Origin of the sequence: Wolbachia endosymbiont of Drosophila barbarae, from assembly GCF_044752445.1 — a bacterium.
Taxonomy (GTDB): domain Bacteria; phylum Pseudomonadota; class Alphaproteobacteria; order Rickettsiales; family Anaplasmataceae; genus Wolbachia; species Wolbachia pipientis.
The window spans coordinates 1-2,124 of record NZ_JBIXJM010000173.1; the positions used below are offsets into that span (position 1 = coordinate 1).

Here is a 2,124-nt window from a genome sequence, read left to right on the forward strand (position 1 = left end):
TTTATGCTTGGTGGTAGCCAGCTTCTTTCCTCTCCTGCTCTAGAAGTTATCCATGGAAGAAAATCTGTTACAATTTCACCTATTTTGACTTTCGCTTTCGCTTTTTCATAATCTATTTCTTTTACAATTCCTATACGAACAACGTTTGCTAGCTTCCTATTTAGCTCTGAAATCGCAAAACTATGATCCAACATTTATATTTCCTACGTTTATTGTATGTGGCTTAAATTTTCCTTCTTCCCAAATAGATCGACCTACGTGTATTGTATGCACCCACTCAATCAACCACACTAAATACGCACCTAACTCTGGCCTAAATCCGTCAACTTCTGCAGAGATAAATTCTCCTGGTGAAACATTTTCCACATTCCAAGTATTTTTATTTACTACTCTCGCAACCTCAGCAGCTAATGTTCTAACAACTACCGAGGAATCCTCTACTGTTCCATCAACTACAATCCTCGCCTCAAACCTGGCTTTCAATGCTAATTCATCAGTACCTGCATCTTTACCTGGTTCTAAACTTGTTAGTTCTACAAACACCGCTGGCGCTACTAATTCTTTCCTTATTGCTGGATAAATTTCACATGTCTGTATAGCCAGTATTTCTTCCTTCAGTGTGCTGCAAATTGCTTTATGTAAATCTTTCCAGAACTTTGTCATGCATATAATTTAACTTATGTAATGTATAAAATATTTTTCAAATACCTTTTCAACTTCATAATTAACAAGATTCCCTATTATCCTTGAAGCCTCAGGTTCGAGTGGCAACTTAACTTCCTTTATTGGCAATGCTGCCCTTCCTTCACGTTTAAACATACCGCTATTTCCTTTTGGCATAACTGCTGCAAATCCTCCTATAAACCCATGCTTTCCTACTTTCGATCCTCTTCTTGTTTTTTGTATTTTGCCAATTGTCGATGCTCTAATGTCGTAGAGATTTGCTCTAATTAACACTTCTAATCTGCTTGTTTTTGCTTTAAAAATTCTTAATCTCTTTCTTATCAAACTTAATTTTATTCTCTTTTCCTCACTAATTTCCTTAGCTGCTTTTGATTTTAGCCATATTGCTGTTTTGTTTAATGCACTCACCGTCACTTTTTCCACTTTTTTCCTTTCAGCATCTATACTTTGTATAATACTACCGGTGTTAATACGCATTTATACTCCTGACGCTCGAATTTTCCATACCATTCCTGAATTATCTTGCAGCGGTGGAGAATATACTTTATATTTACGGTCACCTATAACAAAAATATCTCCTACCATTGGCCTCAGTATATCAAAAATGCTTACCTCAAGAAAAAGCATCTCTCCCACAAATTGTCCTTCACCAATCTCGTATAATTTATCTGGCTGTTGCTTTAATACCTGTACCATATATGACTTATCCTTTGATTTATATAAAGCCACTTCTCCTAAATGGGCAAAACAATCTTCTAATAATCGCTTAATATTCTCTTGCATATTTCTTTTTGATATACTAACCTTTACATGCTAAGAAAGCGCATACCGGTAGAGTCGTTCTGTGCCTCACCACCTTGTAGTTACTCTACCAGTATTGTTATGCTGCAACGATCTTGACCAAAACGTCCGGGCGGTGGCACATTGGCAGAGGATTTGACTGCGTATGTAAATCGGTCCCTCTATCAAATCTTCTTGGCTCTTGTTTTGCATAGAGTGGCTGTCCGAGAGTATTCACCGTCTCATTAAAGTCTGCTGGTGCAAAATATGTTGTAAACGTGCTTGCTGTTCCTAGTGGAAAACAGTGCCCTGTATCTTTCTCAATAAATCTTCTAACCGTTCCTTCAGGGTCAGTTGCTTGCCCTCTATATTCCTCAAACGTTATGCCACAAAATGTAAACCCTGACCTCATATCATTCCTTAGCGCTGCTCCTTCTTGCCATCTTTCATATGCTTCTTTTACTTTTGCATGAGAAGTTAGTGCATCAAAAAACTCAGGGCTTACCAAGGCATGAATTTCAGTCATATATTCACCACTTAGGTTATCTTCTATATGCCGCAATACTTCCAGACACTTACGTTTTACATCAGTTGTTGCTGTTCCAAGGGCAAAATTTACTACTTTTGGTGTTATTTCAAATTCGTTGTACAGATTTAATA

At 37.3% G+C, this 2,124-nt stretch carries 5 protein-coding genes; all 5 read right to left on the bottom strand.

Annotated features, from left to right (window positions below; genetic code table 11):
* The coding region (locus ACIPNH_RS03455) for a phage baseplate assembly protein V (protein ID WP_400771745.1) at positions 1–194 on the bottom strand (194 nt) is incomplete at its 3' end.
* Entirely contained in the window at positions 181–663 is a 483-nt protein-coding gene (locus ACIPNH_RS03460) for a hypothetical protein (protein ID WP_400771747.1), read from the bottom strand. The genes ACIPNH_RS03460 and ACIPNH_RS03455, both read right to left, overlap by 14 nt.
* A 9-nt stretch (positions 664–672) precedes the next feature.
* Complete coding sequence (locus tag ACIPNH_RS03465; RefSeq protein ID WP_400771749.1) at positions 673–1,161, bottom strand: phage tail protein; 489 nt, start codon at positions 1,159–1,161, stop codon at positions 673–675.
* Positions 1,162–1,467, bottom strand: coding sequence for a head-tail joining protein (locus tag ACIPNH_RS03470; RefSeq protein ID WP_400771751.1), 306 nt, complete (start codon positions 1,465–1,467; stop codon positions 1,162–1,164).
* 97 nt (positions 1,468–1,564) lie between these two features.
* Positions 1,565–2,124 (bottom strand): major capsid protein (locus ACIPNH_RS03475; RefSeq protein WP_400771753.1); only part of this gene is annotated, 560 nt, incomplete at its 5' end.

Bases quoted from the DNA above. Each gene is read 5' to 3' on its own strand.
- ACIPNH_RS03470 (WP_400771751.1), bottom strand. From the start codon at position 1,467: ATGCAAGAGAATATTAAGCGATTATTAGAAGATTGTTTTGCCCATTTA.
- ACIPNH_RS03460 (WP_400771747.1), bottom strand. From the start codon at position 663: ATGACAAAGTTCTGGAAAGATTTACATAAAGCAATTTGCAGCACACTG.
- ACIPNH_RS03465 (WP_400771749.1), bottom strand. From the start codon at position 1,161: ATGCGTATTAACACCGGTAGTATTATACAAAGTATAGATGCTGAAAGG.